Here is a 24864-nt window from a genome sequence, read left to right on the forward strand (position 1 = left end):
AAATTCCGCTGAGTCATTGGTACAGCACACCACTGACAATCACGTCTCCCGCATTACCCTCAACCGCCCCGAAGCCCTCAACGCTCTCACCCCTGACCTGCGTGAACGCCTGATCCAGCTGCTGTCCGACGCCTCCGCCGACCCCACCGTGCGCGCCGTCGTGCTCACCGGGACCGGCCGTGGCTTCTGCGCGGGGGCGGATCTGCGGGGCGGGGCCGGCGCCGGGCCCCGTGTCGCCGGTGACGTCTCCCGCACGCTCCGTCTGGGCGCCCAGCGCCTGGTCGCGGCCGTCCTCGACTGTGAGAAGCCGGTGATCGCGGCGGTGAACGGCACGGCGGCGGGCCTGGGCGCGCATCTGGCGCTCGCCTGCGATCTGGTCCTGGCCGCGGAATCGGCCCGTTTCATCGAGGTGTTCGTGCGCCGCGGTCTGGTCCCCGACGGCGGCGGCGCCTACCTGCTGCCCCGCCTGATCGGCCCGCACCGCGCCAAGGAGCTGATGTTCTTCGGCGACGCCCTCACCGCCGCGGACGCCGCCCGCCTGGGCCTGGTCAACCGGGTCGTCCCCGACGCCGACCTCACCGACACCACCCACGACTGGGCCACCCGCCTGGCCACCGCCCCCACCCGCGCCCTCACCCTCACCAAACAGCTCGTCAACGCCTCCCTCGACACCGACCGCGCCACCGCGTTCGCCGCCGAGGCCGCCGCCCAGGAGATCAACATGACGACGGCAGACGCCCACGAGGGCCTCACGGCGTTCGCGGAACGCCGGAGCCCACACTTCGAGGGCCGCTGACCTGCTCCGGCGGCTCGTACTCCTTGATCAGCCCACCGCCAGGGCCAGCACGGTGGCGACGAAGGCGAGCAAGGCCAGCTCCGCCGAGCTGAGCAGGGCCACGCCCCACAGGGCGAGGGCGCTCCTGGGTGCCGTGCAGGTGCCGGAGCGTACGCCCGGCCCCCGCACCGTCGGCCGCGCACCCCTTCCTATCTGACGGGGTGTCAGTTCTAATGGGGAGTGTGATGGGACAAGCAGGAACGGCCGCAGCCGCCGTCCGCTATCTGAGGGGCGTTCCGCAGCCGCCGCGAGCCCACCTGCGTGCGGTGCGCGACGACGAACGGGCCGAGCGGCCCCCGGTCGACCAGGGCGAGTTCCGGCGTGTCCTCGGGAGCTTCGCGACCGGTGTGACCGTTGTGACGGCACCGGCCGTCACCGAAGGCGAAGCCCCCGCCGGTTTCGCCTGTCAGTCGTTCGCCTCCCTGTCCCTGGACCCGCCGTTGGTGGTGTTCATGGTGGGCCGTACGTCGGCGACCTGGCCGCGGATCGCGCGCGCGGGCGTCTTCTGTGTGAACGTCCTGGCGGCGCACCAGGGCGAGCTGTGCCGGGCCTTCGCGGTGAGCGGTGCCGACAAGTTCGCGGGGGTGGCGTACGACGCGGCGCCGGTCTCCGGGTCGCCCCGGCTCGCGGGCGCCCTGGCCTGGGTCGACTGCGCGGTCCACGCCGTGCACCCCGGCGGCGATCACCTCATCGTCGTGGGCCGGGTGACCGCCCTCGGCGCCCCCGGCCCCGACGGGCCGCCCCTCCTGTTCCACCGGGGCACCTTCAGACGGCCACCGCCATAGGCGCCCGGCGCCGGATCACCAGCGCCATCAGCGCGGCCACCGCGCACAGCGCGCCGGAGGCGTACCAGACCACGTCGTACTCCCCGAACACGTCCCGCGCGACCCCGCCGAGCCAGGCGACCAGCGCGGCGCCGACCTGGTGGGAGGCGAGGACCCAGCCGAAGACGATCGCGGAGTCCTCGCCGTAGTGCTCGCGGCACAGGGCCATGGTCGGCGGGACGGTGGCGACCCAGTCGAGGCCGTAGAAGACGATGAAGAAGACCATCGGGGGGTGCACGCTCGGCGCGAGCAGGATGGGCAGGAAGAGCAGGGAGATGCCGCGCAGGGCGTAGTAGGCGGCGAGCAGGCGGCGGGCGTCGAAGCGGTCGGTGAACCAGCCGGAGGCGATCGTGCCGACCACGTCGAAGACGCCGATGACGGCGAGCAGCGAGGCCGCGGCGGTGATGGGCATGCCGTGGTCGTGCGCGGCGGGCACGAAGTGGGTCTGGATCAGGCCGTTGGTGGAGGCGCCGCAGATCGCGAAGGTGCCCGCGAGGAGCCAGAAGGGGCCGGTGCGCGCCGCGGACAGCAGGACGTTCACGGTGCGTCGGGCGGCGCCCGTCACGGGCGGCGGCTTGGGCACGAACCCCGTCGCGCCGTACGGCTTCTGTCCGATGTCGGCCGGGTGGTCCCGCAGCAGCAGCCAGACGAAGGGCACGACCGCGAGGGCGGCGAGCGACACCGTCACGGCGGCGGGGCGCCAGTCGTGGGTCTCGACGATCCAGGACAGCAGCGGCAGGAAGATCAGCTGGCCGGAGGCGGAGGCGGCGGTGAGGATGCCGGTGACCAGGCCGCGGCGTTCGGTGAACCAGCGGTTGGTGACGGTGGCGGCGAAGGCCAGCGCCATCGAGCCGCTGCCGAGGCCGACCAGCAGGCCCCAGCAGAGCATCAGCTGCCAGGCCGAGGTCATCCACACGGTGGCGCCGGAGCCGACCGCGATCACGGTCAGCGCGACGGCGACGACGCGCCGGATGCCGAAACGGTCCATCAGCGCGGCGGCGAAGGGCGCGGTCAGCCCGTACAGGGCCAGGTTGACCGAGACGGCCGCGCCGATGGTGCCGCGTGACCAGCCGAACTCCTGGTGCAGCGGGTCGATCAGCAGTCCGGGCAGGGAGCGGAAGGCGGCGGCGCCGATGATCGTCACGAAGGTGACGGCGGCGACGAACCACGCCCAGTGGACGCGGGGGGTCTTCGGCTTCTCGCCGTCCTGTGCGCTCACGGCGGCTGCATCGGTTGTCTGGGTCACGTCACCCAGCTTCGGTCCCGTGATCGCCCGGATCGAGTGGCCCGGAGGACAGCATTCGTTAGAATCGGGCCATGAATACGGTCGGCCAGACCCGCGCGAGCGCCCCGCACCGCGTCGTCGTCCTCGCCCTCGACGGCCTGCTCCCCTTCGAGCTGGGCATCCCGCACCGCATCTTCGGCCGCCCCCGGGACGCCGCGGGCCGCCCCCTGTACGAGGTCGTCACCTGCTCCGTCCGGCCGCCCGGCCCGGTCGAGACCGACGCCGACTTCAGCATCCACGTCGCCCACGGCCCCGAGGCCCTGGCCACCGCCGACACGGTCGTCGTCCCGGCGTCGTACGAACTCGGCCCGGTCTACGAGGACGGCGTGCTGACGCCCGAACTGGCCGCCGCCCTCGCCCTCGTCCGCCCCGGCACCCGCCTCGCCTCCATCTGCACCGGCGTGTACGTCCTGGCCGCCGCGGGCCACCTGGACGGCCGCCCGGCGACCACGCACTGGGCGGACGCCGACCGCTTCCAGCGGCTCTTCCCGAAGGTGCGGGTCGACCCGGGCGTGCTGTTCGTCGACGACGGCGACGTGTTCACCTCGGCGGGCGTCGCGGCCGGGATCGACCTGTGCCTGCACATCGTGCGCCGCGACCACGGCGCCGTGGTCGCCAACGACGTGGCCCGCCGTACGGTCGTACCGCCGCACCGGGACGGCGGTCAGGCGCAGTACATCGCGCGCCCGGTGCCCGATCCGCAGTCCGCCACGACGACCTCGGCGCGCGCGTGGGCGCTGGGCCGCCTGGGCGAGCCGATCCAGCTGCGGGACATGGCCGCGCGGGAGTCGATGTCGGTGCGCACCTTCACCCGCCGCTTCCGTGAGGAGACCGGCGTCAGCCCCGGCCAGTGGCTCACCCAGCAGCGCGTGGAACGGGCGCGGCACCTGCTGGAGTCCACCGACCTGTCCGTCGACCAGGTGGCCCACGAGGCCGGTTTCGGCACGGCCCAGTCGATGCGCCAGCACCTCCAGGCGGCGCTGGGCGTCACCCCCACGGCGTACCGGCGCACGTTCCGCGCGGGCGGCGGCCCGAGCATGACGACAGCCGTCAGAACGTGACCACCGCGCGGGCCACCCGACCCGCCCGCGCGTCCGTCACCGCCTTCTCGAAGTCGGCGACCGGGTACGTGCGGGTCACCAGCTCGTCCAGCAGCAGCCGCCCCTGCCGGTACAGGCCGGCGTAGAGGGCGATGTCGTGCTGGGGCCGTGCGGAGCCGTAGCGGCAGCCCAGGACGGACTTGTCGAGGTACAGGGAGGAGACCCGGAAGGACGCCTCCGCGTCGGCGGGCGGCACGCCCAGCAGGACCGCCTGCCCGTGCCGGTCGAGGAGGTCGACGGCCTGCCGGATCAGCTCGGTGCGGCCCACGCACTCGAAGGCGTGGTCGGCGCCCGTGGGCAGGATGTCCCGCACGCCGTCCGTGGAGCTGAGGAAGTGGGTGGCGCCGAAGGCGCGGGCGGTGGCCTCCTTCGCCGGGTTGCTGTCGACGGCGACGACGGTGAGGGCCCCGGCCAGCCGCGCGCCCTGGAGGACGTTGAGCCCGATCCCGCCGGTGCCGATCACCACCACGCTGTCGCCGCGTTCGACGCGCGCCCGGTTCAGCACGGCCCCGACGCCGGTCAGCACCCCGCAGCCGATCAGCGCGGCGGAGGTCAGGGGGATGTCGTCGGGGACGCGCACCGCCTGTACGGCCCGTACGACGGTCCGTTCCGCGAACGCCGAGTTGGACGCGAACTGGTACACCGGCCGCCCCGCGCGCGTGAACGGCCTGCCCGGCCGCCCGATGGCCCTGCGGCACATCGTCGGCCGCCCCCGGTCGCAGTCGCCGCAGGTGCCGCAGTTGGCGAGCGTGGACAGCGCCACGTGGTCGCCGGGCCGCACATGGGTGACCCCGGCGCCGACCGCGTCCACGACGCCCGCGCCCTCGTGGCCCAGCACCACCGGCACCGGGAACGGGATCGTGCCGTCCACCACCGACAGGTCGCTGTGGCACAGCCCCGCCGCCGCGATCGCGACCCGCACCTCGCCGGGCCCCGGGTCGCGCACCTCCAGGTCGTCCACGACCCGGACGACCCGCTCACCGTCGTAGAGCACTCCTCGCATCACACGGCCCCCTTGGGCTCCCTGGGCAGACCGAGCACCCGCTCGGCGATGATCGTGCGCTGGACCTGGTCGGAACCGCCGTAGACGGTGTCCGCGCGGGAGAACAGGAACAGGTGCTGCGCCTCGTCCAGTTCGTACGGCGCTGACGGCGACCAGTCGGCGGGTCCCGCGCTCCCGGCCGCGCCCCGGACCCGCACCGCCAGCTCCCCGAGCCGCTGGTGCCAGCCGCCCCACAGCAGCTTGGCCACGCTCGGCGCCCCGGCGTCGGGCGCACCGCCCAGCGTCCGCAGCGCGTTCCACCGCATCACCCGCAGCTCCGCCCAGAGTCGTACGAGCTGTTCGCGTACGACGGGATCGTCGGCGGCGCCGGTCCGTACGGCCGTGCTCACCACGCGGGCCAACTCGGCGGCGAAGCCGACCTGCTGGGCGAGGGTGGACACACCGCGTTCGAAGCCGAGCAGGCTCATCGCGACCCGCCAGCCCGCGCCCTCGCCGCCGACGACGTGCTCCACGCGCGCGTGGGCGCCGTCGAAGAAGACCTCGTTGAAGTCGCTGGTGCCGGTCAGCTGGCGGATCGGGCGGACCTCGATCCGGCCGGGCTGGTCCATGTCGACGAGGAGGAAGCTCAGCCCGTGGTGGCGGTGCGAGCCGGGTTCGGTGCGGGCCAGGACGAAGCACCAGTCGGCCTCGTGGGCGAGGGAGGTCCAGATCTTCTGCCCGGTGATCCGGTAACCGCCGTCCCGCGCGGGTTCGGCGCGCGTCCGCACCGCCGCGAGATCGGAGCCCGCACCGGGTTCGCTGTATCCCTGGCACCACAGTTCGTCGCCGGCGGCGACCGGCGGCAGGAAGCGTGCCTTCTGCTCGTCGGTGCCGTGTGCGATCAGGGTGGGCGCGAGCAGCTTCTCCCCGATGTGCCCGGACCGCGGGGGCGCGTCCGAGCGGACGTACTCCTCGGCCCAGGCGACCTGTTGGGTGAGGCTGGCGGTCCGGTTCCCGTACCCGCCCTCACCCCACCCGAGCCCGATCCACCCGGCCTTCCCGAGCGTACGTTCCCAGGCCCGCCGGTCCCCCGCCCCGTCGACATGCTCAGCGAGCCACGCCCGCACTTCGGCACGGAACTCCTCGTCCTCAGCGGAAAACCCGAAGTCCACGAGGCCCACCTCTCATCGCCGCGCAGGACCAACCCACCTCAGGGGCGCGGGGAACTGCGCGACCAGCCACGACACACCCGCACCCGCACCCGCACCCGCACCCGCACCCGCCAGACAACGGAACGCCCCCCATCCCTAGGCACCCGGCCCCAGCAAAGGCATCGGATCCACCCCCACCGTCCCCGGCAGGAACTCCGCGATCCGCTCCGGCGTCCACCCCTCACCGCCCGCATACGCGGCCCGCAACTCCCGGGGCTGCGCCCACACCGCGATCTTCGGCCCGGCGACGGTGTAGACCTGCCCGGTGACGGAGATCGCGCGGTCGGACAGCAGGTACACCACGAGCGGGGCGACATCCTCCGGCTCACCGATCTCCGCCAGTTCCACGGGCACCTTCGCCGACATCCGCGTACGCGCCACCGGCGCGACCGCGTTCGCGGTCACGCCGTACTTGTGCAGCCCGAGCGCCGCGCTCCGCACCAGCGAGATGACACCCCCCTTCGCGGCGCTGTAGTTGGCCTGCGAGACGGAGCCCTGGTGGTTGCCGCTGGTGAAGCCGATGAGGGTGCCGGAGCGCTGGGCCCGCATCACCGCGGACGCCGCCCGGAACACGGTGAACGTGCCCTTGAGGTGCGTGGCGACGACGGAGTCCCACTCGTCCTCGGTCATGTTGAACAGCATCCGTTCCCGCAGGATCCCGGCGACGCAGACGGCCCCGTCGAGGCGTCCGTAGGCCTGAAGTGCCGCGTCGACGACGCGCTGTCCGCCCGCCATCGTGGAGACGTCGTCGGCGACGGCGACCGCGTCCCCTCCGGCGGCCTGTATCTCCTTGACGACGGCGGCGGCGACATCGCTGCTGGGCGCGGCCCCGTCGACGGACACGCCGTGGTCGGCGACGACGACCCGCGCGCCCTCGGCGGCGGCAGCGAGCGCCACCGCCCGGCCGATCCCGCGTCCGGCGCCCGTCACGGCGACGGCCTTGCCTGCCAGGAAGCTCCCCACGCCCGGCCCCTTCCCGCGCTATCTGACGGTCCGTTAGGTTTGCTACTCAGGATTCTACGACCCGTCAGATACTCGGAGACAAGCCCCGGGGAGGCACCGATGTCACTGCCGGACGCGTTCCACGAGATCGCGGGGCGGGTGAACAACTGGGGACGCTGGGGCGCCGACGACGAGCGGGGCACCCTGAACCTGATCACCGACGCGGTGGTGCGTGAGGCCGCGGCCGAGGTGCGCACGGGGCGGCGGGTGCCGCTCGCGCTGCCACTGGAGCAGGACGGGGTGCAGACCGGGATGATCCCGGGGCGGGTCAACCCCCTGCACACGATGGTGCAGATCAATCAGGAGCTGTTCGGTCCGGGCACGGTGGCGTGCAGCGACGACGCGGTGACGATGGGCCTCCAGGCGGCGACCCACTGGGACGCGCTGACGCATGTCTCGCACTCGGGCAGGCTCTACAACGGCCGCCCGGCGGACAGCGTCACCGCGCACGGCGGCGCCGGGTTCGGCGGGATCGACAAGGCGGGGCCCGTGGTCTCGCGCGGGGTGCTCCTCGATGTGGCACGCGCGCGTGGCGTCGAACGGCTCGACGGCGGCCACGCGGTGACGCCGGAGGACCTGGAGGCGGCGGAGGAGTTCGCGGGGGTGCGGGTGCGCGCCGGGGACATCGTGCTCGTAAGGACGGGGCAGGTGCGGGTGCTTCTCGCCGGGGACAGGCAGGGGTACGGGTTCCCGTCGCCGGGGCTGTCGGTGCGGACGCCGGAGTGGTTCCACGCGCGTGATGTGGCGGCGGTCGCCAACGACACGCTGACCTTCGAGATCTTCCCGCCGGAGATCGAGGATCTGTGGCTGGGCGTGCACGCGCTGGATCTGGTGGAGATGGGGATGCTCCAGGGCCAGAACTGGAATCTCGAGGAGTTGTCCACAGCCTGTGGAGAAACGGGGCGCCACACGTTCCTGCTGTCGGCGATGCCCGAACCGTTCACGGGGGCGACGGGGACTCCGGTGGCACCGGTCGCGGTGCTGTAGACGGGAGGTGGGCTCCGGTGGCGGCGCGGCTCACCCGCCCCGAGCACGGCGTGCGCGCCGCCATCCGGCTCGGCGTATCCACCCCGTCGTTCCCCTTGGCCCTGAGGGAACAGACGCCGAATCACGACCCACACTCGTCGAGGGCTCCCGTCACCGGAACCCTCGTCGTCCCCTCGCGGCGAATCGCTGCCCCCAAGCGTGATCAAACGGACACGACTCGTCAACACCCGTCCGGGGTTTAATTACTTACGGCCTGATCGCAGCGCACGCGCACAGGAGCACACCCGGGCGCACAGCGTCATACCGCCTCGTAGGCCAGCCCTTCGTACCCCTGGTACGTCGGCAGTGCGCCGCCCATGCAGGCCGCCGCACGGTCCGCGGCCGCGGAGCAGCGGTCCAGTTCGCACCAGATGCGTTTGCCCGCGCCCTCGGGGGACCAGCCCCAGCGGTCGGCCAGCCCGTCGACGAGCGCGAGGCCCCGCCCACCGGTCGCCTCGCCGTCGACCCAGCGGGGCACCGGGGCACGGGTGCTGGCGTCGGCGACCTCCAGGCGGACGGTGGCCGTCTCGGCGGTCTTCTCGGGCAGCGACAGCCGCAGCACGGCCGGACAGCCGGTGTGCACCACGGCGTTGGTGACCAGTTCGGAGACGAGCAGGATCAGGGTCTCGGCGAGCGGCTCGTCGACCTCTATGCCCGAGCCCGCGAGCCGCGAACGGGCCCACCGTCGGGCGCGCCCCACTTCAGCGGGGTCGGGCCGGATCTCCAGCTGCACTTGAAGCACCTGCACCGCTCACACCATCCGAACCGATGGACACCGAGGCTCACGCCTCACGAGGGCCACGATCGTAGCCATTTTCCGCATGACCAGAACAACGACCAGAGCAAGGGTCACGGAACGTGAATTCCTTGTGGGCCAGCATGGTTGACGTACCGTCACGGCAACAAGCGCTTCGGGCATATTCCAGCGCGAAGGAGTACCCGTGCGGGATACTGTGCGACGCCCGCCCCGGGCAGTCGAACAGGCAGGGGGCACAGGGCCCTTCTGGTCACCATCGGCGCGCCTGGCGCCCGGAACCACTCGCATCCCACACAAGGTACCGGAGCGGACGCGTGACTCCAGGACGTGACGAGTCACGCCTAGGACACAAGCCGATATCAACGCTCCGTGATAGCGGTATGCCACAATCCGCGACATTAAAAGGCCGCTTTCCGGAAAACCGCAGACCAACGCCGTTCAATCCGCTCTCGTCAGGATCTCTCGAGCAGATCACGAGCAAGCAGTTCCTCACATTCCGTAACGAATTCCCTACGGTGTGTCCGCACCCAGGCGCGTTTTAGATGCAGATGCACCTCCGCCTCCCAGGTGAAGCCCATGCCGCCGTGGACCTGGAGGCAGTCGCGGGCGCCGCGCACCGCCGCCTCGTCGGCGAGCAGCCGGGCGGCGGCGATGTCGACGGGGTCGGCGGTGACCGCCGCCGCGTACACCGCCGCGCGGGCCACCTCCACCCGCACCAGCATCCCGGCGCACAGCTGCTGCACGGCCTGGAAGGCCCCGATCGGCCGGCCGAACTGCTCACGGGTCCGGGCGTGTTCCGCGGCCAGCTCACACGTCCGCCCCGCCGACCCGAGCTGTTCGGCGGCGCTGAGCAGGGACGCCTCGTGCGCTGCGGCGTCCAGGGGGGCCGCCCGCGGCTCCGGCACCCGGTGCAGCGGTGTGAGCGGGTCGACGGAGCGCAGCGCGACGGCTCCGGCCGCCTCGCCCCGTACGACGTCGGCCTGCGCCAGCCACTCCACGAGCGGCCCGTCGACGTGCGCCACGACGGCTGAACCGTCGGCCGCGCCCGGCACGGTGGCGGCGGCGAGGTGGGTGGCGATCAGCGGTCCCGGCAGCAGCGCCCGCCCCGCCTCCTCGAACGCCAGTACCGCTTCGGGGAGTCCGAGTCCGGCACCGCCGCGCTCCTCGGGCAGCCGCAGCGCGAAGAGGCCCGCCGCGCCCAGCCGCCGCCACAGCGCCCGGTCGAGCCGCCCCGGCCGGGCGACGGCGGCCCGCAGCGCGGCGCCGTCGAAACGGCGGGCCAGCAGCCCCCGTACGCCCTCGCGCAGCGCCCGCTGATCGTCGGTGAGCCGGAAGCGCACGTCAGCGTCCCTTCGGCAGGCCGAGGAGGCGCTCGGCGACGATGGTGTGCTGGATCTGCGAGGTACCGGCCGCGATGGTGTACGACAGCGACGACAGCCGGTCGGCGGTCCAGGGTCGGCCGAGGTCCAGGGAGTCGGGGCCGAGGACGTCGGCGGCGGTGTCGTAGAGGTCCTGCCGCGCGTGCGAGTACCTCAGTTTGAAGACCGAACCCGCGGCGCCCGGCACGCCCGCGCCCGTCGCCGCGGCCTCGCTGACGTGCCACTGCGTCAGCCGCCACAGCGCCCGGAACTCGGCGTTCAGCGCGCCGAGGCGGCGGCGCAGCGCGGGGTCGTCCCAGCGGCCGTTGCGGTGTGCCTCGCGCGCGAGTTCGCGAAGGACCCGTCGGCAGGCCACCACCTCGCCGGCGAACGCGGTGCCGCGCTCGAAGGAGAGCGTCACCAGGGTGACCCGCCAGCCGTCGTGCTCTGCGCCGACCCGGTGGGCGACGGGCACCCGCACCTCGTCGAGGAACACCTGCGCGAACTCCGTCGATCCGGCGAGGGTGCGCAGCGGCCGTACGGTCACGCCGGGGGTGTCCATGCGCAGCGCGAGCCAGGTGATGCCGCGGTGCTTGGGGGCGGTGGGGTCGGTGCGGACGAGGAGTTCGCACCAGTCGGCGACCTCCGCGTGCGAGGTCCAGATCTTGGACCCGCTGACCACGTAGTCGTCGCCGTCCCGCCACGCGCGCGTGCGCAGTGCCGCGAGGTCGCTCCCGGCGTCGGGTTCGCTGAAGCCCTGGCACCAGACCTCCTCCCCGCGCAGGATCGGCGGCAGCCAGCGCGCGCGTTGCTCCGCGGTGCCCTCGGCGGCGATGGTCGGTCCGGCGTGCAGCAGTCCGACGAAGTTGGCGCCGACGTAGGGGGCGCCCGCCTCCTCGGTCTCCTCCAGGTAGATCAGCCGCACGGTCGGCGGGGCGTCCCAGTGGACGTCGGCGTAGCCGGCGTCGTGGAGCGTGCGCTGCCAGCCGAGGTCGTAGGCGCGCCGCCCCGGCCAGTCGTCCGGGGACGGCTTGGGCGGCAGGGTGGGCAGCGTCTTGGCCAGCCACTCCCGCAGCCGGGCGCGGAACTCGGCCTCCTCGGGGGTGTCGGTCAGGTCCATCGGCGGGCGGTGTCCCGGTCGAGGTCCAGGCCGAGCATGCGGATGGCGTTGCCGCGCATCAGCTTGTAGACGGTCTCGTCGTCGAGGCCCTTCACATGGTCGAGGGCGACCTCCTTGGTGTGCGGGAAGGTCGAGTCGACGTGCGGGTAGTCGGTCTCGAAGGTGGCGTTGTCGCGGCCGACGACGTCGATCGAGGCGACTCCGTGCCGGTCGCGGAAGAAGCAGCAGTAGATCTGCCGGTAGTAGTACGTCGACGGGGGCTCGGGGACGGTGTCGCGGACGCCGCCCCAGGCGCGGTGTTCCGCCCAGACGTCGTCGGCGCGTTCGAGGGCGTAGGGGATCCAGCCCATCTGGCCTTCGGAGTAGGCGAGCTTGAGGCGGGGGTAGCGGACCAGGACGCCGCTGAAGAGGAAGTCCATCATCGAGGCCATCGCGTTGTTGAACGAGAGGGAGGCCTGGACGGCGGGCGGCGCGTCGGGGGAGGCGGCGGGCATCTGGGAGCTGGACCCGATGTGCATGTTGACGACCGTGCCGGTGTCCTCGCAGACGGCGAAGAACGGGTCCCAGTGGCCGGAGTGGATGGACGGCAGTCCCAGGTGGGTGGGGATCTCGGAGAAGGTCACCGCGCGCACCCCGCGGGCGGCGTTGCGCCGGATCTCGGCGACGGCCAGGTCCACGTCCCACAGCGGGATGAGGCACAGGGGGATGAGGCGTCCGCCGCTGTCGCCGCACCACTCCTCGACCATCCAGTCGTTGTAGGCGCGCACGCAGGCCAGCGCGACCTCCTTGTCGTGCGCCTCGGCGAAGGTCTGGCCGCAGAAGCGCGGGAAGGAGGGGAAGCACAGGGAGGCCTCGACGTGGTTGAGGTCCATGTCGGCGAGGCGGGCCCCGGGGTCCCAGCAGCCGCGGCGCATCTGCTCGCGCGTGATGCCCTCCAGGGTCATCTCGTCGCGGTCGAAGCCGACGGCGGCGATGTTGCGCTTGTACGGGAACATCAGGTCCTCGTAGATCCACCAGTCGGTGGGCGGACCGTCGGGGTCCATGGTGATGCGGTACCTGCCGCCGACGTAGGCGAGTTCGCCGATCCCGGCGGTCAGCGGCTGGGGGCCGCGGTCCCGGTACTTCGCGGGCAGCCAGGTCTCGAAGAGGTGGGCGGGCTCGATCACATGGTCGTCGACGCTGATGATGCGGGGCAGTTCCGTCATGGGTCCCCTCCGCCGGACGGTACGTACCTGACGGTACTTATCTGATGGATCGTCAGCTAGCATGTCACCTGACGGTCCGTCAGCCAAGGCCGGCGCCGAGCAGGAGGTCCCCGTGAACGAGACCCCGCACTCGCTGAGTTCGTCCCGCACCATGTGGGAACTGCTCGACCGCCGCGCACGCCTGAGCCCCGACCGACCGCTCTTCTTCCAGGACGACCGGAGTCTGACCTCCGGGGCGCTACGCGCGCGTGCCGAGCGGGTGGCGGCGGGGCTGTACGGCATGGGCGTGCGCCCCGGCACGGTGGTCGCCTGGCAGCTGCCCACCCGGATCGAGACGGCCGTGCTGTCCTTCGCGCTGGCCCGCCTGGGCGCCGTACAGAGCCCGCTCATCCCGTTCCTGCGGGACCGCGAGGTCGGCTTCGCGCTGCGCGAGTCGGGCGCCGGGTTCTTCGCCGTACCGGGCGAGTGGCGCGGCTTCGACCACACCGCGATGGCACGGCGACTGGGCGCCAAGGGAGTCTTCGAGGCGTACGACGCCCTCCCGGACGGCGACCCCGCCGTGCTGCCCGCGCCGCCCGACGACGGGACGGCGGTGCGCTGGATCTACTGGACCTCCGGCACCACCTCCGACCCCAAGGGCGTGCTGCACACCGACCGCTCCCTGATCGCCGGCGGCTCCTGCCTCGCGCACGCCCTGCGCCCGAGCGCCGGGGACGTCGGCTCGATCGCCTTCCCCTACGCGCACATCGGCGGCCCCGACTACACGGTGATGCTGCTGCTGTACGGGTTCCCCGCGGTGCTGTTCGAGCAGTTCGCGCTGCCGGAGGCGCTGGCGGCGTACCGCGCGCGCGGGGTGACGATCGCGGGCGGCTCGACGGCGTTCTACACGATGTTCCTCACCGAGCAGCGCAAGCAGCCCGGCCGCAAGCTGATCCCCTCGCTGCGGCTGCTCGCGGGCGGTGGCGCGCCGAAGCCGCCGGGGGTGTACCACGCCGTCGTCCGTGAGATGGACGTGCAGCTCACCCATGGCTACGGCATGACCGAGGTGCCGATGATCACGATGGGGGCGCCGGACGACACCCCGGAGAACCTCGCGACGACCGAGGGCCGCCCCCCGCGCGGGATGGAGGTCCGCGTCGTGGACGGGGAGGTGCGGTTGCGCGGGGAGGCCGTGTGCCGGGGCTATCTGGACCCGGAGCAGACAGCGGAGGCCTTCGACGAGGAGGGGTTCCTGCGCAGCGGCGACCTGGGTCACCTCACCGGCAGCGGGCATCTGGTCCTCACCGGGCGGCTGAAGGACGTCATCATCCGCAAGGGGGAGAACATCTCCGCCAAGGAGATCGAGGAACTGCTGCACCGGCACCCCGGGGTCGGTGACGTGGCGGTGATCGGGCTGCCCGACGCCGGGCGCGGGGAGCTGGTGTGCGCGGTGGTCGAACAGCCGCCGGGGGCGCCGGCGCTGACGCTGGCGGCGGTGACGTCGTACCTGCGCGCGGAAGGGCTGTCCGTGCACAAGCTGCCGGAGCGGCTGGAGGTGGTGGACGCCCTCCCGCGCAACGAGACGCTGCGGAAGGTGCTCAAGTACAAGCTGCGGGAGCGCTATGCGGACCCTGCCCCGTCCGCACGGGCGGTCACTCGGGAACCGTGAAGTAGCGGGCGAAAGCGGGCACGATCTCCGCCTCCCCCACCTTGCCGTCACCGTCGGTGTCGAGGGCCGCCGCGACCGGCCGCGCGATGTCCTCGGGCACCCCGAGCGCGGTGAGCGCGCGTGTGACGTCCGTCACGGTCGCCGCGCCGTCGCCGTCCCCGTCGGCGACGTCGACGGCCGCCTGCAGGAAGGGGCGGGCGATCTCGGCGAACCGTTCGGGGTTGTCCCGCAGCCGCTTGACGGCACCGCCCACGAACTCGTCCCGGGTGATGCGCTGGTCACCGTCCCGGTCCGCTATCCCCGCCATGCCCTGCCAGAACGCCTCCGCGCCGCCGTACAACGCCTGCCCCTTGTCGGAGCGGGCCGCCGTGCCGAACTCCGCGAGCAGCGCCTTGGCCGCGCCGCTGAAGTCCTCCCGGTCGATGTAGCCGTTGCCGTTCTGGTCGAAGGTCGCGAAACGGGCCGCGATCCTGCGCTCGTACTCGCTGCTGGGCATGTGCTCTCAGGCCGCCTAACGTCGTCGCATGTCAGATGGGGTGCGTCTGGCAGGGAGCGTACGACGGCGGGGGCACCCACGGCTCGGGAAACCCACGGTTGTGCCAAGACCGGGGGAACTTCGGTACAACGGCGTGGCACAGCCGGGCGCGCTCAGGCCGACAACGGCCGGGACTCCTCGGTGACGGCCGAACTGAGGTCGGCGTGCACGTCGAAGAGCCTGCGCACCCCGAGGGCACCCAGCACCCGGTTCACATGGGAGCCGTCGACCGCGCCCTCCGCCGGGAGTATCAGCCGCAGCCGGCCCTGGCAGGACCGCATCAGACGGCGGGACGCGATGAGCACACCGACCCCGCTGGAGTCGCAGAAGAACACCTCGGACAGGTCGAGGACGAGGCTGTGGCGGCCCTCGGCCACCGCGTCGTGCACCCGCTGCCTCAGCACCGGCGACGTCACCAGGTCCAGCTCGCCCGACACATGGAGCACGGCCCAGGGGCCCTGCTCGCCGCCGGTCACATTGAACGCCACCACCACGCCCTTCGCTCGTCGGACCGCGCCACCGGTACCGGAAGCAGCTCCTACGCTTGCTGCCTGCGCGGCTGCCCACCGGCCGTTCCCTGAAACTCCGCAGGAGAAACGGATACCGATCGGTAAAGGCTTGTTTCAGTCGGCTTTGATCCTGTTCGATCGAGTTCGGACAAGACGGCACCATGTCTGATCAGGCGAAGGGTGGGTAGGCACGACAGAAGCCGAAAGGCGTACCAAAGGTCCACTATCACCAGCGGGCTGTCAGGGGGCGCACCTTGCCATAAAGGGGCGTGCGTTGTCGGACGTGCCGACTACATTTCGACAGGACACCGGCCGCAGGCTGGACACAGGGACGGAGCCAGGGGAGGGGGCCGCATGGTGGCGCACCAGGACACACCGCCCCGCTGGGACCGCAAGATGCAACAGCGGCTCGCCCGCGGCGAGGCCGCCGCGCTCGGCGAGCTGTACGACCGCTTCGCCTCCCTGGTGCACGGCCTCGCCCACCGCGTCCTCGGCGACGAACGCGCCGCCGACGGCGTCACCCGCGAGGTCTTCGCCCACCTCTGGGAACACCCCGACGCCTACGACCCCAAGCAGGGCCCGCTGCGCTCCTGGGTCGCCGCCCTGACCCACCGCATCGCCGTCCAGCGGCTGCGCGCCACCGAGACCGCCGCGCTGGAGGAGGGGTCCGGCACCTCCGAGGAACTGGAGCACAAGGTCCGCCACGCCTCCGTCGCCGCCCGCGCCGACTACATCGCCCAGTCCATGCCCGCCCCGTTGCGCGCCGCCCTGGACCTCGCCTACTTCCAGCGCCGGGACTACCGTCAGACCGCCGCCGACCTCGGCGTCACCGAGGACGAGGCCCGCCGCCGCCTCCGCCTCGGCCTGCAACTCCTGTCCACCGCCCACGACACCACGGCCCCCGGCGCACCGCCCGGGTCGCCCGGGTACGGGGGTGCGGTGTGACCGAGCCGAACCGCTACGGGGCGTACGACGGGGACGAGGAACAGGGCAGGGAGGAACAGGGCAGGAAGGAACAAGACGGGGAGCGGCAAGACGGGGAGGAAAAGGACGTATCGGCCGGTGGTGGGCCGGAGGGACCGGGCGGACCGGACGGCCCCGGCACCCCCGACGGCCGCACCCCCTCCCCCGGCGACGACCCGCCCCCGCCCCGCATCCCCCTCCCCCGCGCCTCCGTCGAGGACACGGGGCTGCCGCTGCCCGCCCTCGCGGACCTGCCGGCCGAGGCGGTGACCCCGGCCCCGCTGACCCTGCCGCACCCGATACTCAAGTCGCTGCTGGGCGCCTGGGCGCTCGCCGCCTGCTCGGCGGAGGAGACCGCCGCCGTCGAGGAACACCTCGGCGACTGCGGAAGCTGCGCCGAGGAGGCGCTGCGGCTGCGGGAGGCCGTGGGCCTGCTGCACCCCGCGGAGAGCCTCGACCTCGACCCGGCGCTGCGCAACCGCGTCCTCCGGTCCTGCCTGGACCGACGCCCACCGCGCATCCCGGTCCCCGGCTGGGCCATGCCGTACGACGCCGAGACCGCCCGGCTCGACGCGCTGCTCCAGGACTTCGGCGACTCCGAGTGGCACGCCCCGGTACGGCTGCGGTGGTTCACCGGCACCGAGGCCACCAGCCGCCGTACGACCGTCGCCGGGGTGATCGCGCACCTCATGGCCGTCGACGGGCTGATCGCGCTCGCCCTCGGACTCGACGACCCGCTCGGTGACCTCACCGCCGACCCGGGCACGCCCACCGCGCGCACCGACGCCTACTGGCGCACCTCGCACTTCCCGCCCACCCGGTCGGTGCGGGCGCCCTGGCGGGAGCAGAGCCATGACATCGTGCGGACGGTCGCGTTCACCGGCGGCAGCGGGTCCGGCGGTCTCGCGGTGTCCTACGGCGCCTTCGAGCTGCCGCTGCGGGACGCGATGACCGACCGGGCCTTCGAGTGCTGGGTGCACGCCGAGGACATCGCGGAGGCCGTGGACTATCCGTACACGCCACCGTCACCGCGTCATCTGCACCACATGATCGACCTCGCCGCCCGCCTGCTGCCCGACGCGCTCGCCGCGCGGCGCCGGGCCGGTCTCGCGTCCCCCGCGCCGACGCCGCACCTGGTGGCCGCCGGCCGTCCGGGGCGCAGTCTGCGGCTGGAGATCGAGGGTTCGGGCGGCGGCGAGTGGCTGATCCCGCTGGACTCCCCTGCGGCGGTGGGCTCCGCCGACCACGAGGTGGCCCATGTCGCCCTCGACGGCGTCGAGTTCTGCCGCCTGGCCGCGGGCCGCGTCCCCCCGCAGGAGGCGGCGGCCGGTCAGCTCGGGGACCGGGCGGCGATCAGGGACGTCCTGTTCGCGGCGGCCTCCCTGAGCCGCCTGTGAGCGGCAGTCGCTAGGCGAACACGACCGTCCGCCGCCCGTTCAACAGAATCCGTCGCTCCGCATGCCACTTCACGGCCCGCGCCAGCGCCTGGCACTCCACGTCCCGCCCGATCCCGACGAGCTGCTCGGGCGTGACGTCGTGCCCCACCCGCTCGACCTCCTGCTCGATGATCGGCCCCTCGTCGAGGTCGGCCGTCACATAGTGCGCCGTCGCACCGATCAGCTTCACGCCCCGCGCATGCGCCTGGTGGTACGGCTTGGCGCCCTTGAAGCTCGGCAGGAAGGAGTGGTGGATGTTGATGATCCGCCCGCTGAGCTGCTTGCACAGGTCGTCGGAGAGCACCTGCATGTAGCGCGCGAGCACGACCAGTTCGACGTCCGCCTCCCGGACGACGTCCAGCAGCCGCGCCTCCGCCTCCGCCTTGGTGTCCTTCGTCACCGGAATGTGGTGGAAGGGAATGTTGTACGAGCCCACCAGCTCGGCGAAGTCCGTGTGGTTGGAGACCACTGCCGCGATCTCCACCGGCAGCGCGCCGATCCGGGCGCGGAACAGCAGGTCGTTCAGGCAGTGCCCGAACTTGCTGACCATCAGCAGGACCCGCATCCTCTCCTCGGCCCGGTGGATCTGCCAGTCCATCTGGAAGGAGTCACCGATCGCCGCGAAGCTGGCCCGGAGCTTGTCCACCGTCACGGGGGCGTCGGCGGAGAAGTGGACCCGCATGAAGAACAGTCCCGTGTCGTGGTCACCGAACTGCTGACTGTCCTCGATGTTGCAGCCGGTCATGAACAGGTAGCTGGACACGGCGTGCACGATGCCCTGCTTGTCGGGGCAGGACAGGATGAGGACGTACTGGTCGGCCGGGGCCTCGGCGCGGGCGGACTGCTCGTTCATGCAGCACAGGGTTTCACACCCGGCCCGGCGCCGGGCAGTCGTCCCGCTACGCGGACCGGGTCAGGATGCGCAGCACCTCGAGGGTGCGCGGCGGGGTGTCCGGGTCCTCGCCGTCGCTCATCGCCATCCGTACGTGCGCGTCCCGTGCCGCCCGGACCGCCTCGGGCCACGCCTGGTGCTCGACGTAGGAGGCGACCGGCGCGTCCGGCCCGACCTGGTGCATGATCCGCAGCACCCGCAGCACGGCGGTGTCGACGAGGGCCGCCTCCTGCGAGTCACGGAAGATCGTGCCGACGTACTTCTCGGCGGACCAGTGGTCCAGCCAGGTGTCCTCGACCAGCCGGTACACGGCGTCGGTCACGTCACCGTAGCCGTCGACGCCGGCCAGCCAGACGTCCCGCTGGAACACCGGATCGGAGAGCATGTGCAGCGCGGAGCGCACATTGCTGCGCCAGCGCCACCACGGCATGTCGTTGAGTGGCATGCCGCCCATGGTGGATGAGCGACGGCCGCGACGGGAAGAGTTCTCCGAACCTTGCACGGTCATCGATCGTACGTTCCCCGTCCCACCGGTCTCACCGGCCCCTGCTGTTCACCTCGACGTCACCACCCGTTGACCGACAGTCACTCGCAGGTTGGCTGTGTGGCGGAAGTGTGCGGAGACATGACCGGCAGGCCACGCATCCGCAGCACTTTCCGCCCCACAGCCCCCAAGCCCGTCAGAGCAGCCGTCCGCGGTGCGGGAGCACTGGTGGCGTGTGCGTCGCTCGCCGTCGGCTGCGGGGTCGTCCCCGGGGTCACGGGGGGCTCCGGGGACGACTCGATCACCGTCATGACCTGGGCCCCGACGGACACCAGCGCCACCAACAAACCCGGCATGCCCGCGCTCGCGCAGGCCTACGCGCGCTGGATCAACAGCAACGGCGGCATCAACGGCCGCAAGCTGAAGGTCCTGCTCTGCAACGACCACAACGACGGCCTGGCCGCCGCCAAGTGCGCCCGCCGCGCCGTCAACGAGGACGTCGTCGCCGTCCTCGGCTCCTACAGCCAGCACGCCGACTCCTTCCTCCCCGTCCTGGAGGGCGCCGGGATCCCCTACATAGGCGGCTACGGCATCACGAACGCCGAGTTCACCAGCCCGCTGTCCTACCCGGTCAACGGCGGCCAGCCGGTGCTGCTCGCCGGGCTCGGCAAGGCGCTCGCGGCCGACTGCGGGCCGGTCGCGCTGGTACGGCCCGACACCATCGCGGGCGACGAACTGCCCGCCATGCTCAACTCCGGGCTGGAGGCGGGCGGTCACGAGCGCGCCCTGGACATCCGGGCGGCGGAGGACGCCACCGAGTACTCCACACAGGCCGAGCAGGCCCTGCGCCGGGCCACGGAGGGCACCGCCGACACCGACGGCACCGCGCTCGGCGACCGGACCGAGGAAGCCGACAAGGGGTGTGTGGTGCCCGCGCTCGGCGACCGCACCAGCACCTTCATGGACTCCTTCCGGCGCTCCCGCGCCGACTTCCCCGAGGTGCGCACCGGGACCGTCCTGGGCAGCGCCGACCAGTCGATCATCGACGCCTCCGGCGGGCGGTCGGGGCCGTACGAGGGGGCGTACGTCACCGGCTGGTACCCGGTGGCCGGCGACAAGCGGTGGGATGCCATGAAGAAGGTGATCAGCGAGCAGGCCTTCGCCGACAACCGCATCGACGCCGCGGACGCCGGGACGCAGACCACCTGGATCGCGTACACCGTCTTCAAGGCCGTCGTCGAGGACCTCGGCGACGGGGAGGTGTCCGCGGACACGGTACGGCGGAAGCTGGACAGCGGGTTCAAGATCAGCACGGGCGGCCTGACGCCGACCCTGCGCTGGCGGTTCCAGGACCGGCTCGCCTCGGTCGGCTTCCCCCGGCTCGTCAACGCCGACGTGACCCTCCAGGTCGTACGGGACGGGCGGCTGGAGGCGGCCCGCGAGGGGTTCACCGATGTGACCGAGACCCTTCAGGGCGCCGAGGTCAACTGAACCGGCGCCCCGCGCGGGGTCACAGCTGCGTCGGCTGCCGCTCGGTGAGGCCGTACGTCTTCGCGATCGAGTTCCACAGCCCTGCGGCCTTGGCCTTCTGCTCGCTGGCGACACCGCTCTGGGCGTTGCCCGCCGCGGTCTGGCCGGTGCTCTTGGCCTGGCCCTTGCGGCACAGCTTCTTGTTGCCCGCCACCTGGTCGGCCCAGGCCGCGTAGTGGTTGTCCGCCGACGCGGACGCCTTCCACGCCTCGGTGAGCGCGGTGGTCAGCTCACCGTGCTGGGGCAGCTGGTCCACGGACAGCCCGGACAGGCTGGTGATCAGCCCGTTGCGCTGCTCGGCGGCGTCCCTGAGGTCCTTCGCCGCCTGCGAGAGGTTGGTGCAGGCCTTCACATCGCCGACCGCCTTGATCACGGCGGCCCGGCTGTTCCCGCTGTCCGCCAGCAGCTTGTCCAGCTCTACGGCCTGCTGCTCGGCCAGGTCGACGGTCGGGGACGGCGACGCGGAGGTCTCCTGGGGGGCGGGCGCCGTCGCCGACACGGTCTTGGAGTCGTCGCCCTGCTCACCCCCACCGCCGCCGAGCAGCGCGCCCGCGCCGACGCCGACGACCGCGATGGCGACACCCACGGCGGCGAACAACGGCACCCGCGATCCGGTACGGCCCCGGCCGCCGCCGTCGTCGTCCCGTGCGGCACGCCGCCCACGGCCGCCGCCCGGCGGGTCGTAGGAGGACTGCGTGGCGTAGGGGGCGGGCGGCTCCTCGAAGCGGGGCATCTGCTGGGTCGCCCCGGCGGGTCCGTCGCCGCCCGGGTCGCTGCGGAAGAGGCCCGCGAACTCGGCGGGCGGCTGCCGGTCGTCCACCGGCTGCCCGTACGGCGCTCCGGCGGCCACCGGCGGTATGTACTGGGTGGCCTCGGCGTCAGGGCCTCCGGCGGGCGGCATCGGGCCGGGGCCGGACTGGTGGCCGTGGCCGGGGTGGCCGTGCGCGGGCTGACCGTGCGCGGGCTGCTGGACGCGGCCCAGGTAGTGCGTGGTCTCGGCGGGCGGCGGCGCGGCATGGGCGCCGCCCTGCGGCCCCGCGGGCATCTCCGGCGGCAGCGCGCCCGGCCCGACCGGCGGCAGGTACTGGGTCGCGCCCTCGTCGACGCCGTGCGGCCCGCCGTGGCCGGGGCCGGGGGCCGGGGGTATGTGGGGTATGTACTGGGTGGCGCCGTCGTCGGTGGTCGGCAGCGGGCCGCCGGGGGCGCCAGGGGTGCCGTGGTCGACCGGGGGCAGGTACTGGGTGGCCTGGTCGACCTGGCCGTACGGCGGTGCGGGCGGTGCCTCCGGCGGGAGCGCGCCGGGGTGCGCGCCCCACTGGTCGGCGGGCGGCGCCTGGTGGGCGGGCGGGGCCTGGTCCGCGGGTGGCGCCTGGTGGGTGGGCGGGGTGCCCCAGCCGTCGCCCTGGGCGGGCGCGCCCCAGCCGTCGCCCGGTGCCGGGGACGGCGGCTGCTGCGGCCCCCAGGACCCGCCCCAGGCCTGTCCTGCGGGCGGGGCGGTGTGCTGCGGGCCGCCGGGCCCTGCCGTCGTACCCGGCAGCAGCGGTTCGCCACCGTCGGAGGGCAGCACGATGCCTTCGTGCGCGTGTCGCGCCGAGGGCTCCTCGCCCTGTCCACTCTGCGTCACCGGGACTCCTACGAATGGGGGACCTTCGGAATCGTCGGCTCACGCTACCGGGTCCGCCAAGTCCGGTGCCACGCAGGACAGAACCGGGGCCTCCTTCCCTGTGACCGCCACAACAAACCAGGGTGCCGGCGTCAGCCGCCCGTCAGGCCGCCGCCTGCAACTCCAGCCGTGCCCCGAACTCCCGCACGACCGGCTCCTCCCGGTACGGCTCCAGCCGCTGCTGGAGATCCTCCAGATACTCGGCGCCCCGGTTGGAGCGCAGGGTTTCGAGCAGTTCGACGGCCTTCAGCCCGGTGGCGCAGGCCTGCTCGATCTCGCGCTGCTGCACCTGCGCGGTGGCGAGCAGGACATAACCGATCGCCCGTCGACGGGCGCGGCTCTCTGGATGCCCGGACAGCGACTCCTGCGCGTACCGCGCCGCCGACGCCGCGTGTCCGAGGTCACGGTGGCAGTGCGCCAACTCGTCGGCCAGGTAGGCCTCGTCGAAGTGCGCGATCCACGCGGGATCGTCCCCGGAGGCGCCGTCGGCCTGCTCCATCGCGCTCACCGCCCGCCCGGTCGCCGTCTGGGCGGACCGCGCGTCCCCGAGGAGGGCGTGCCCGCGGGCCTCGGCGGCGTGGAACATCGCCTCCGCGCGCGGGGTCACCCGCCCGCGTGCCCCTTCCTGTGCGGCCCGCGCGAGCTGCGCGATCTCGCGCGGGTTGCCGAGCTGGGCGGCGAGGTGGCTCATGGACGCGGCCAGTACGTAGCCGCCGTACCCGCGGTCCCCGGCCGCCTGCGCCAGCCGCAGCGCCTGGATGTAGTAGCGCTGGGCGAGCCCCGGCTGGCCGGTGTCGACCGCCATGTACCCGGCGAGTTCGGTCAGTCGGGCCACCGCGGCGAAGAGATCCCGCCCCACGGACTCCCGGTAGGACCCGGCGAGCAGCCCGGAGACGACGCTGTTGAGGTAGTGCACGACGACGGGACGCACATGCCCGCTGCCGTACTGGTGGTCGAGGTCGACCAGCGCCTGGGTCATCGCGCGGACCGCCGCCACGTCGGAGGGGCCCACCCGGGGGCCCGCCGCGCGGGACACCTGGGAGTCCGGCGCGGAGATCAGCCAGTCGCGGCTCGGTTCGACGAGCGCGGACGCGGCGACGGAGGAGCCGGACAGGAAGTCCCGGCGTCCCACGTCACTGCGCCACAGCTCGCAGACCTGCTCGATGGCTCCCAGTACCGTCGGCGAGAACTGGAGGCCGACGCCGGACGCGAGGTTCTTGCCGTTGGCCATGCCGATCTCGTCGATCGTGACCGTACGGCCGAGTTTGCGTCCCAGCGCCTCGGCGATGATCGCCGGGGCCCGGCCGCGTGGCTGCTGACCGCGCAGCCACCGGGCCACGGACGTCTTGTCGTAACGCAGGTCGAGTCCGTGCTCGGCGCCGCACATGTTGACCCGGCGGGCCAGTCCGGCGTTCGAGCAACCCGCTTCCTGGATGAGCGCCTGCAACCGTTCGTTCGGCTGCCGTGCGACGAGAGGCCTTGCGGCCATGGCGTAACCCCCTGTGGCTGCGGTGCCTGCCCGCACACCGAGTTGTCGTGTCTTCCGGAGCCGGAACCTCGGTGGCACGGCCTGCGCCGAGCACCGGGGAATTCCGGCCGTGAAGATCAATGCCCAGTGGACATACCGAAAATGCGAGGCTTGCGAGGATTGCCGGAGTGCGGTCGGTGTCGCCCCCTCACCCACGACCCGTGCCGTCCCCCCACGTGGCTACCCAGCTCCCACCACGGATCCTCCCGCGCGCCCCCGTACATGCACCCGTGCGCCCCGGACCCGGAGCCGGTGCTCCTCCCCCGCGCGCGGTCCGGCCGTAACCCGAGGTGGGCGCGGGAGTTGTGTTGAGCGTGGAAGAGACGATCCCGGCCACCGAAGCCGCCCAGATTCCCAAGCAGCGCGGCGAATCGCTGCTGGAGACCGCCGTCCGATACGCCGAGGACCGCCACTGGGACGTGTTCCCCGGCACCTGGCTGGAAGCGGTCGACGGCGCCCAGCTCTGCTCCTGTGGCAACGCCCTCTGCGACGCGCCGGGGGCGCACCCCACGCGCCCCGACTGGGCGACCCAGGCGACGGGCAGTGCGACGGTCGCGCGGCGGATGTGGCAGAAGCAGCCGAACGCCTCGATCCTGCTGCCGACGGGACGTACCTTCGACGCGATCTCCGTGCCGGAGACGGCCGGGTTCCTGGCACTCGCGCGGATGGAGCGGATGGAGCTGACGCTGGGGCCGGTGACGCTCACCCCGGACCGGCGGATGCGGTTCTTCGTGCTGCCGGGGGCCGCGGTGAAGGTGCCGGAACTGGTGCGGAAACTGGGGTGGCCGGTGTCGTCGCTCGATCTGGTCGCGCTCGGTGAGGGGGCGTACGTGGCCGCGCCGCCGACGCGGTTCGGGTCGCGGGGGGCGGTGCAGTGGGTCTGTCGGCCGACGCCCGCGAATCGGTGGTTGCCGGATGCCGAGGAGTTGATCTCGCCGCTCGCGTACGCGTGTGGGCGGGATCGGTGACGG

Annotated in this window: 24 protein-coding genes; 9 read left to right on the forward strand and 15 right to left on the reverse strand. The window is 72.8% G+C overall.

What is annotated here, in order from left to right; translation table 11 throughout:
* Positions 1–16 precede the first annotated feature (16 nt).
* Complete coding sequence (locus KBY47_RS07655; protein WP_374103059.1) at positions 17–796, forward strand: enoyl-CoA hydratase/isomerase family protein; 780 nt, start codon at positions 17–19, stop codon at positions 794–796.
* 27 nt (positions 797–823) lie between these two features.
* Here the strand turns inward: KBY47_RS07655 and KBY47_RS07660 are convergent, their stop codons facing one another.
* A complete protein-coding gene (locus KBY47_RS07660; protein ID WP_210920204.1) occupies positions 824–964 on the reverse strand; it encodes a hypothetical protein in 141 nt (46 codons plus the stop codon).
* A 56-nt stretch (positions 965–1020) separates the two neighbouring features.
* On the opposite strand from KBY47_RS07660, the gene KBY47_RS07665 reads away from it, so the two are divergent.
* Positions 1021–1620 carry a flavin reductase family protein gene (locus tag KBY47_RS07665; RefSeq protein ID WP_210920205.1) on the forward strand — a complete coding sequence of 200 codons (600 nt, stop codon included), beginning with the start codon at positions 1021–1023 and terminating at the stop codon, positions 1618–1620.
* Here the strand turns inward: KBY47_RS07665 and KBY47_RS07670 are convergent.
* Positions 1601–2905, reverse strand: a complete 1305-nt coding sequence (locus KBY47_RS07670; protein ID WP_210920206.1) for an MFS transporter — start codon at positions 2903–2905, stop codon at positions 1601–1603. The two genes, KBY47_RS07665 and KBY47_RS07670, sit on opposite strands and share 20 nt — an antisense overlap.
* A 71-nt stretch (positions 2906–2976) precedes the next feature.
* Between KBY47_RS07670 and KBY47_RS07675 the strand changes: the two genes are divergently transcribed.
* Entirely contained in the window at positions 2977–4005 is a 1029-nt protein-coding gene (locus KBY47_RS07675) for a GlxA family transcriptional regulator (RefSeq protein WP_210920207.1), read from the forward strand.
* Here the strand turns inward: KBY47_RS07675 and KBY47_RS07680 are convergent.
* The 3 genes from KBY47_RS07680 to KBY47_RS07690 all read right to left on the reverse strand — a co-directional run bounded on the left by KBY47_RS07680 (position 3995) and on the right by KBY47_RS07690 (position 7200).
* The gene (locus KBY47_RS07680; protein WP_210920208.1) at positions 3995–5047 is read right to left on the reverse strand and encodes a Zn-dependent alcohol dehydrogenase; all 1053 of its coding nucleotides are present in this window, start codon (positions 5045–5047) and stop codon (positions 3995–3997) included. The two genes, KBY47_RS07675 and KBY47_RS07680, sit on opposite strands and share 11 nt — an antisense overlap.
* On the reverse strand, positions 5047–6198 hold the full coding sequence (locus tag KBY47_RS07685; protein ID WP_210920209.1) for an acyl-CoA dehydrogenase family protein: 1152 nt from the start codon (positions 6196–6198) through the stop codon (positions 5047–5049). The genes KBY47_RS07680 and KBY47_RS07685 overlap by 1 nt, the downstream gene beginning before the upstream one ends.
* Positions 6199–6333: 135 nt before the next feature.
* Positions 6334–7200: an SDR family oxidoreductase gene (locus tag KBY47_RS07690; protein ID WP_210920210.1), complete on the reverse strand. Its 867-nt coding sequence runs from the start codon at positions 7198–7200 to the stop codon at positions 6334–6336.
* Positions 7201–7299: 99 nt separating this feature from the next.
* Between KBY47_RS07690 and KBY47_RS07695 the strand changes: the two genes are divergently transcribed.
* A complete protein-coding gene (locus KBY47_RS07695; protein WP_210920211.1) occupies positions 7300–8226 on the forward strand; it encodes a cyclase family protein in 927 nt (308 codons plus the stop codon).
* A gap of 298 nt (positions 8227–8524) precedes the next feature.
* Here the strand turns inward: KBY47_RS07695 and KBY47_RS07700 are convergent, their stop codons facing one another.
* From KBY47_RS07700 to KBY47_RS07715, 4 genes are all read right to left on the reverse strand, one after another.
* Positions 8525–8998, reverse strand: coding sequence for an ATP-binding protein (locus KBY47_RS07700; protein WP_210920421.1), 474 nt, complete (start codon positions 8996–8998; stop codon positions 8525–8527).
* 476 nt (positions 8999–9474) lie between these two features.
* Positions 9475–10362, reverse strand: coding sequence for an acyl-CoA dehydrogenase family protein (locus KBY47_RS07705; RefSeq protein WP_210920212.1), 888 nt, complete (start codon positions 10360–10362; stop codon positions 9475–9477).
* Position 10363: 1 nt separating this feature from the next.
* Complete coding sequence (locus KBY47_RS07710; protein WP_210920213.1) at positions 10364–11500, reverse strand: acyl-CoA dehydrogenase family protein; 1137 nt, start codon at positions 11498–11500, stop codon at positions 10364–10366.
* Positions 11491–12705, reverse strand: a complete 1215-nt coding sequence (locus KBY47_RS07715) for an amidohydrolase family protein (RefSeq protein WP_210920214.1) — start codon at positions 12703–12705, stop codon at positions 11491–11493. Before KBY47_RS07715 ends, KBY47_RS07710 begins: the two co-directional genes overlap by 10 nt.
* Before the next feature lie 112 nt (positions 12706–12817).
* Here KBY47_RS07715 and KBY47_RS07720 point away from each other — a divergent pair, with 112 nt between their 5' ends.
* Complete coding sequence (locus tag KBY47_RS07720) at positions 12818–14353, forward strand: class I adenylate-forming enzyme family protein (protein WP_210920215.1); 1536 nt, start codon at positions 12818–12820, stop codon at positions 14351–14353.
* Here KBY47_RS07720 and KBY47_RS07725 read toward each other — a convergent pair.
* Both KBY47_RS07725 and KBY47_RS07730 read right to left on the reverse strand, forming a co-directional pair.
* Positions 14337–14849 (reverse strand): EF-hand domain-containing protein, encoded by a 513-nt coding sequence (locus KBY47_RS07725; RefSeq protein WP_210920216.1) that lies wholly within the window; start codon positions 14847–14849, stop codon positions 14337–14339. The two genes, KBY47_RS07720 and KBY47_RS07725, sit on opposite strands and share 17 nt — an antisense overlap.
* Before the next feature lie 152 nt (positions 14850–15001).
* Positions 15002–15382 (reverse strand): STAS domain-containing protein, encoded by a 381-nt coding sequence (locus KBY47_RS07730; RefSeq protein ID WP_210920217.1) that lies wholly within the window; start codon positions 15380–15382, stop codon positions 15002–15004.
* A gap of 372 nt (positions 15383–15754) precedes the next feature.
* Here KBY47_RS07730 and KBY47_RS07735 point away from each other — a divergent pair, with 372 nt between their 5' ends.
* On the forward strand, positions 15755–16342 hold the full coding sequence (locus KBY47_RS07735; RefSeq protein ID WP_210920422.1) for a sigma-70 family RNA polymerase sigma factor: 588 nt from the start codon (positions 15755–15757) through the stop codon (positions 16340–16342).
* On the forward strand, positions 16339–17757 hold the full coding sequence (locus KBY47_RS07740; protein WP_210920218.1) for a zf-HC2 domain-containing protein: 1419 nt from the start codon (positions 16339–16341) through the stop codon (positions 17755–17757). Before KBY47_RS07735 ends, KBY47_RS07740 begins: the two co-directional genes overlap by 4 nt.
* Positions 17758–17767: 10 nt before the next feature.
* Here KBY47_RS07740 and purU read toward each other — a convergent pair whose 3' ends face one another.
* Positions 17768–18649: a formyltetrahydrofolate deformylase gene (gene purU, locus KBY47_RS07745; protein WP_210920219.1), complete on the reverse strand. Its 882-nt coding sequence runs from the start codon at positions 18647–18649 to the stop codon at positions 17768–17770.
* 46 nt (positions 18650–18695) lie between these two features.
* Positions 18696–19196 carry a hypothetical protein gene (locus tag KBY47_RS07750; protein ID WP_210920220.1) on the reverse strand — a complete coding sequence of 167 codons (501 nt, stop codon included), beginning with the start codon at positions 19194–19196 and terminating at the stop codon, positions 18696–18698.
* A 117-nt stretch (positions 19197–19313) separates the two neighbouring features.
* On the opposite strand from KBY47_RS07750, the gene KBY47_RS07755 reads away from it, so the two are divergent.
* On the forward strand, positions 19314–20663 hold the full coding sequence (locus tag KBY47_RS07755; protein ID WP_210920221.1) for an ABC transporter substrate-binding protein: 1350 nt from the start codon (positions 19314–19316) through the stop codon (positions 20661–20663).
* Positions 20664–20682: 19 nt separating this feature from the next.
* Here KBY47_RS07755 and KBY47_RS07760 read toward each other — a convergent pair whose 3' ends face one another.
* Together KBY47_RS07760 and KBY47_RS07765 are read right to left on the reverse strand one after the other, a co-directional pair.
* Complete coding sequence (locus tag KBY47_RS07760) at positions 20683–22326, reverse strand: hypothetical protein (RefSeq protein WP_210920222.1); 1644 nt, start codon at positions 22324–22326, stop codon at positions 20683–20685.
* Positions 22327–22468: 142 nt separating this feature from the next.
* The gene (locus KBY47_RS07765) at positions 22469–23854 is read right to left on the reverse strand and encodes a transcriptional regulator (protein WP_210920223.1); all 1386 of its coding nucleotides are present in this window, start codon (positions 23852–23854) and stop codon (positions 22469–22471) included.
* Positions 23855–24198: 344 nt separating this feature from the next.
* Here KBY47_RS07765 and KBY47_RS07770 point away from each other — a divergent pair, with 344 nt between their 5' ends.
* A complete protein-coding gene (locus KBY47_RS07770; RefSeq protein ID WP_210920224.1) occupies positions 24199–24861 on the forward strand; it encodes a bifunctional DNA primase/polymerase in 663 nt (220 codons plus the stop codon).
* Positions 24862–24864 lie beyond the last annotated feature (3 nt).

Origin of the sequence: Streptomyces sp. B93 (assembly GCF_018070565.1) — a bacterium.
Lineage (GTDB): Bacteria > Actinomycetota > Actinomycetes > Streptomycetales > Streptomycetaceae > Streptomyces.